The 6,255-nt window shown below is 70.0% G+C and carries 4 protein-coding genes; 2 read left to right on the top strand and 2 right to left on the bottom strand.

Annotated elements, in window-relative coordinates:
- The first annotated feature begins 771 nt into the window (after window positions 1–771).
- The gene (locus CSC68_RS08145) at window positions 772–1,170 is read left to right on the top strand and encodes a cupin domain-containing protein (RefSeq protein ID WP_162203064.1); all 399 of its coding nucleotides are present in this window, start codon (window positions 772–774) and stop codon (window positions 1,168–1,170) included.
- Window positions 1,171–1,234: 64 nt separating this feature from the next.
- Here the strand turns inward: CSC68_RS08145 and CSC68_RS08140 are convergent, their stop codons facing one another.
- Both CSC68_RS08140 and CSC68_RS08135 read right to left on the bottom strand, forming a co-directional pair.
- Window positions 1,235–3,676: a glycoside hydrolase family 127 protein gene (locus CSC68_RS08140; RefSeq protein WP_162203063.1), complete on the bottom strand. Its 2,442-nt coding sequence runs from the start codon at window positions 3,674–3,676 to the stop codon at window positions 1,235–1,237.
- Window positions 3,677–3,779: 103 nt separating this feature from the next.
- The gene (locus CSC68_RS08135; protein ID WP_162203062.1) at window positions 3,780–5,504 is read right to left on the bottom strand and encodes an IlvD/Edd family dehydratase; all 1,725 of its coding nucleotides are present in this window, start codon (window positions 5,502–5,504) and stop codon (window positions 3,780–3,782) included.
- Window positions 5,505–5,916: 412 nt separating this feature from the next.
- On the opposite strand from CSC68_RS08135, the gene CSC68_RS08130 reads away from it, so the two are divergent.
- The gene (locus tag CSC68_RS08130; protein ID WP_162203061.1) at window positions 5,917–6,237 is read left to right on the top strand and encodes a DUF1330 domain-containing protein; all 321 of its coding nucleotides are present in this window, start codon (window positions 5,917–5,919) and stop codon (window positions 6,235–6,237) included.
- The last annotated feature ends 18 nt before the right edge of the window (window positions 6,238–6,255 follow it).

The following is a 6,255-nucleotide window of genomic DNA, read 5'->3' as shown; positions in this document are numbered from 1 at the left end:
GGCCAGCCAGTGGCGGTGGTGCCTCCGGTGGCGCTGCCGCCCGCACCTGCACCGGAAGCTCCACCAGAACCGCCGGAGCCGCCGGCGCGCCTGGTGCCAGTGGCGCGGGTAGTGGCTCTGGCGGTGCACCAGGAGCAGGAGGCGCTGCTGGATCGGGTGGAGCAGGGGGCGCTTCGGGCGGCACTGCGGGAGCCGGGGGTGGTGGTGGCTCCAGCAGCGCACCAGGCACAGGAGGCGCCGCTGGATCAGGCGGAACTGGCAGCAGTGGCGGCGCTTCGGGGGGCGCTGCGGGCGCAGGCGGCGGCAGCAGCTCTGGTGGTGCCGGCGCGGGTGGTGCGGCGGGCTCGGCAGGGGGGGCAGGCGCTACTGGTGGAGGCAGCGGCACGGCCGGCCCCGGCATCGGCGAGACCATCGGCAACGCGGTCGGTGAAGCCATCGGCGATACGGTCGGCGGCGCGCTGCGCGACATCCTCAACCCACGGCGGTAGCTCCTCGTAACCGGCGCAAGGCCGAAGGCCACATCCGGGGGCTCTGTCGTGTCCGGGAAAGCCGCCCTCCCGTCTGGTGCACTTGCGCAGTCCGGCGGTAGCGACGCGGCGCGTGCGGCGCACCGGGCCTCGCCAGGTCCGGTGCTGCGGCGGTGCAGTGCGCTTTGCCAGCCCGGTCCATGCCTGGGCCGCGCTATGGCCAGGTAGGGGGCGCTTCCGTCGTATTCGACGTTGGGATTGGGAAGGTGCACTCTGATCCCGGCTTTCACCCAGGGAGGTGGCCGTGAGCTCTGCCAGGGACATCCTCGATACGTATCTGCACTTCCGCGATGGAGGACGGGTCGATCCGGTTCCCGTCTCCGATGCCTTCTGGGGCGAGCTTGCCGCAGGCAGGCATCCGCAGCTGGACCAGGGACGGTTGATGACCGCCTTCACCTTTTCAGAGCCCTGGTCGATGTGGGAGCGCCATCCCGCCGGCGAGGAGCTGGTGATGCTGCTCGAGGGCGCCGCGACCCTGGTGCTGGATGAGGCCGGGCGGGAGCGCACCGTGGACCTGCGCCGCCCGGGTTCGTACGTGCTGGTACCGCCGGGCGTCTGGCATACGGCCAGGACGAGCGTGCCGACGACCATGCTGTTCCTTACGCCAGGCGCCGGTACCGAGCACCGGCCGGTTGGTGATTGAGGTCGCCGCCTCTCTGCCATCGATGGTGGGGTGCGATTGCACTGGTAGTCGCAGATTTACCTGCTTACGACTGGGGCAGCCCGGCCTCGACCAGCCTCACCTCGAAGATCCGCGGCGTGCGCTTGCCGCGGTGGGCGATGAACTCCACGCGTGCGCCGTCGCCGCGCAGCGCGGCCGAAGCTTCCACCGGCAGCGCGATCTCCTCGACCACCAGATCGTCCTTGCCTTTGCCGTCCAGGACGATGCTTCCGATGCGGCGGCCGTCCAGCAGCACATCCATGCCGGCCTGCCATTCGCCGCCGAACACGGTCAGCTGCAGGAGCAGCGGGGTGGCGGCCGCGGCAGGACGACGTGCGTGCAGCAGGTAGGAGAACCGCTCGCCGGTGTCGCGCCAGGGGCGGCCGAGCATGCTGCCGGTTTTGCTGTCGCTGCCCTGGTAGGCATGGTCGACCTCGGGCTGCTGTTCACCCGGCTGGACCTGGTCGAGGGTGCGCGCTTCCAGTGCCTGCCTTTCGCGCTCGGCGGCTTCGATGGCGGCGACCACGGCGGGGTAGTCTGCCGGCGTGGTGGGGCGCCAGTAGCTCATGTAGCGGGCGTCGTGGATGCGGTGCAGCGGCTCCAGGTGCAGGCCACGGAACGAAGTCGGCCGCAGCAGGGCATCGGCGTTGAACACCAGCGGTTCGCCCGGCACCGGGCGGATCGCCGCGGCCAATGCCTCGCGCTCGCCCACCAGCATCGGTGCCTGGTCCAGTGGCAGGTAAGGGCCCGGGGCGATGTGGCTGCCGCGGCCGTCGTCGGCGACCAGGCCTTCCAGGTGCTCCTGGCCGGCGCGCGCGGCCAGCATCAGCGGGCCGTGCATCACCGCCACCCAGTCCGAGCCATCGGGCAGGGATTCGATGCGGGTGGACATGGGCAGCCCGATCTCGATGCGGTCGCTCTCCTGCCACTGCCGTTCGATCCGCGCATACGACGAAGGCGTGGATTCGACCGGCCAGCGCCGGCCATTGACCTTGATCCGCAGCGGGCCGGCCAGCCAGTGCGGATGGCGCAGCTCCAGCGCGAACACTCGCGGCCGATCCGTGGCTACTTCCAGCACGCTGAGTTCTTCCTCGGGGAAGCGCGTGCGCTGGCGCAGCACCATGCCGCGCTCGCGCCAGTGCAGTTCCGAGTCCAGGTACAGGTTCACCCTCAGCGTGGCCCCGTCGTGCGTGTAGGCGAAGGCGCCGTGGCGGCCGTGGTTCTCCATGCCGCTGCCCACGCAACACCAGAAGCATTCCTGCGGCTGCGAGTACACGCGGTAGTGCCGCGGCCGGATCGGGGTGAAGTACACCAGCCCGCCGTGGCCGGGATGCTGGGTGGAGAGGATGTGGTTGAACAGCGTCCGCTCGTAGAAGTCGGCATGCCGCGGGTCCGGACGCAGCCGCTCCAGCAGCAGGGTCAGGCGCAGCATGTTGTAGCTGTTGCAGGTCTCCGGGCCCTCGCGCGAGGCGACCATGCCGCTGAAATCGTCGGCCGGGTTGAAGTGCTCGCGGGTACTGTTGCCGCCAAAGGCAATGCTCCGGTGCAGCGCGACCCGCTCCCAGAAGAATTGCGCGGCCTCAATCCATTCCGCATCGCCGTCCAGCTCGCCGATGCGCGCGAAGCCGATCACCTTGGGGATCTGGGTGTTGGCGTGCAGTCCGTCGAGTTTGTCCTCGCGCCGCAGCAGCGGATCGAGGATGGCACGGTGCGAGAACCGCCGCGCCAGCGCCAGATGGCGGCGGTCGCCGGTGATGGCGTACACGTCTGCCAGCACCTCGTTCATGCCGCCATGCTCGGTATCGAGCACGCGCTGCAGCTGGGCATCGTCGAGGTTGGTCGCCAGCGCGTCGGCCCAGTCGGCGAATCGCACCAGTACCTCGCGCGCCCGGGCATTGCCGGCCAGCAGCCAGGCATCGCGCAGGCCGGCGAAGGTCTTGTGCAGGTTGTAGAACGGTACCCAGGCGCCTTCCAGTGAGAACGACCCGGCCTGGAAATCTCCGCTGGCGATCCGGTTCCAGAGCACGCGGCCATTGGGTACGCCACCGACGTAGCCGTCGCCGTTGGCGGCCTGCACCTGGGCCAGGGCCGCGACCATGTAGTCCAGCCGCTGGCGCATCTCCGCGCTGCCCTGCGCGGCCTGCTGCGCCAGTGCGGACAGGTAGTGGCCGGCGGTGTGGCCGTCCAGGCCCATCGATTCCCAGTTCGGGTACTTCGGTGCGGGCGAGGGCAGTCCGGCTTCGATACGGAATGGCGCCAGCAGGCGATCCATATCCAGTGCGGCGAGATAGCGCAGGTTGAGCGCGCTGGAACGGGCGAACGGGCCATCGCCCAGGCGCACGTCGGCCAGGGAGAAGGCCTGCAGCGGCCCGCGCGGGCCGGGAAGCGGCGGCGGCAGGGCCAGCGCGGGAAGCATCGGCAACGTGGCCGCGCCGCCGAGCGCGGCGACGAAGCCGCGGCGGGTCAGTCGCGGGCCTGTCCCGGCCATGCCGGTTCCTCGAAGAAAAGAACCCCGCCGCACGGGCGGACTGCCGGGGCAGCGGCGGCGGGGTGCCCAAGCAATGCCTGGATGGACCGGTGCGGCATGGCGCTCAGTGCGAGTCGCGGCCGACCGTGTCGCCGCTGCCGCCGACCAGGAAGTCCAGGTCCGCGCCCAGGTGGGCCTGCTGCACGTGGTCCACGTACACTTTGGCCCAGCCACGGGTCGGCGCCGGCGGCGGCGTCCATTCGGCGCGGCGACGCGCCAGCTCGGCCTCGTCCACGTCCAGGTGCAGGCGGCGGGCCTCCACGTCCAGTTCGATGTAGTCGCCCTCGCGCACCAGCGCCAGCGGGCCGCCGGCGGCGGCCTCCGGCGACACATGCAGCACCACGGTGCCGTAGGCGGTGCCGCTCATACGCGCGTCGGAGATGCGCACGATGTCGGTGATGCCTCGGCGCAGCAGCTTGGGCGGCAGCGGCATGTTGCCGACCTCGGCCATGCCCGGATAGCCGCGCGGGCCGCAGTTCTTCAGCACCATCACGCAGGTCTCGTCGATGTCCAGCGCCTCGTCGTCGATCCGCGCCTTCATCTCCTCGATGCTCTCGAACCCCACGGCGCGGCCGCGGTGCCTGAGCAGGTGCGGCGAGGCGGCCGACGGCTTGACCACCGCACCGTCCGGGGCGAGGTTGCCGCGCAGCACGGCGATGCCGGCCTCGGCGCGCAGGGGCTGGTCCAGCGGCCGGATCACCTCCCGGTTCCAGCACGGGGCATCGGCGATGTTCTCGCCCAGGGTGCGGCCGTTGACGGTCAGCGCATCCAGGTCCAGATGCTGGGAGATGTCGCGCAGCACCGCCGGCAGGCCGCCGGCGTAGTAGAAGTCCTCCATCAGGTACTCGCCCGATGGCTTGAGGTTGACCAGGCAGGGCAGGCGCGAGCCGATCTCGTCCCAGTCCTGCAGCGTCAGCTGCACGCCCAGTCGGCCGGCAATGGCCAACAGGTGGATCACCGCGTTGGTCGAGCCACCGATGGCGGCGTTGGCGCGGATCGCGTTGGCGAAGGCCTTGCGCGTGAGCACCTTCGACATGCGCAGGTCCTCGCGCACCATCTCCACGATGCGGCGGCCGGACAGGTGGGCCAGGCGGAAGCGGCGAGAGTCGACGGCCGGGATCGCCGCGTTCTCCGGCAACGACATGCCCAGGGCCTCCACCATCGAGGCCATGGTCGAGGCCGTGCCCATGGTCATGCAGCTGCCCTTGGACCGCTGCATGCAGGCCTCGGCTTCGGTGAACTCGGCCTGGGAAAGGGTGCCGGCGCGGACCATCTCCGACATCTCGATCACCCCGGTGCCCGAGCCCACCGGCTTGCCGCGCCAGTTGCCCGACAGCGAGGGGCCGCCGGACACGCCGATGGTCGGCAGGTCCACGCTGGCCGCGCCCATCAGCAGCGAGGGCGTGGTCTTGTCGCAGCCCATCAGCAGCACCACGCCATCGATCGGGTTGGCGCGGATCGATTCCTCCACGTCCATCGAGGCCAGGTTGCGGAACAGCATCGCCGTCGGCCGCACCTGGGTCTCGCCCAGCGACATCACCGGGAACTCCAGCGGGAAGCCGCCGGCCTCGTACACGCCGCGCTTGACGTGCTCGGCCAGCTCGCGGAAGGAGCTGTTGCAGGGCGTCAGTTCCGACCAGGTATTGCAGATGCCGATCACCGGGCGGCCGTCGAACATGTCGTGCGGCAGGCCCAAGCCCTTGAGCCAGCTGCGGTAGTAGAAGCCCTGCTTGCCCTCGCGGCCGAACCACTGCCGGCTGCGTAAGGGCTTTTTGCTGGAGTCGCTCATGCGCTCGGGGTCCCTGCCCGGTAAGAGGGCGGCGGGCAGGGCGGAGAACGGGTCCCGGCGCGGCCCACCAGTTGCGCAGGGATGCTACCGGCCGGGGACATGCCCGAAAAATAACAATTGCGGCGGTTGGCATATGAGGATTGCTATGCACCCCTGTCCCGGCGGGAGGGGGCGTGAGTCGGGGCGGGCCTGGCGCCCGCGATGGATCGGGACCGGGGGCTGTCCCGCCCGGCTTCCGAAGATGGCGATGGGGGGGCGCGAAGCGTGGACCATGTGCCACCCGAGGCCGGTCGGGTGCGGTCGCGTTCGATTGACGGCTGGCGGAGGCGCTACAAAACTGCGCGCTACGCCGCGGGAGCGTTCCCGGGAGATGGAGTGCGCCGCGAATATTCCTGGTGCCATGGAGTGATCGATGACTGCCTATGCTGTTGCCGTGATACGGGAGACCCGGTTCTGTGACGAGATCAAGGCGTACCTGCAACGCATCGACGACACGCTGGCTCCTTTCTCCGGCAGGTACCGTGTTCATGGAGGTCCCTATCAGCCACTCGAGGGCTCTTGGTCGGGCGATCTGGTCATCATCGAGTTTCCCTCCATGGAGCTGGCCCGAAGCTGGTACGAGTCGGAGGCGTACCGGGCGATCCGTCCCCTGCGCACGGGGAACACGGAGGGAGACGTGCTTCTGGTCCAGGGCGTGCCGGACGGGCATAGAGGCGTGGATATCCTTGGATGACATCCCGGGCGCGCTGCA

Source organism: Pseudoxanthomonas suwonensis, assembly GCF_010093235.1.
Classification (GTDB): domain Bacteria; phylum Pseudomonadota; class Gammaproteobacteria; order Xanthomonadales; family Xanthomonadaceae; genus Pseudoxanthomonas; species Pseudoxanthomonas suwonensis.
This window is presented reverse-complemented; position numbering and strand designations above follow the sequence as displayed.

Coding starts and splice junctions, on each gene's coding strand:
- CSC68_RS08135 (WP_162203062.1), bottom strand. CDS start 5,504: ATGAGCGACTCCAGCAAAAAGCCCTTACGCAGCCGGCAGTGGTTCGGC.
- CSC68_RS08130 (WP_162203061.1), top strand. CDS start 5,917: ATGACTGCCTATGCTGTTGCCGTGATACGGGAGACCCGGTTCTGTGAC.
- CSC68_RS08140 (WP_162203063.1), bottom strand. CDS start 3,676: ATGGCCGGGACAGGCCCGCGACTGACCCGCCGCGGCTTCGTCGCCGCG.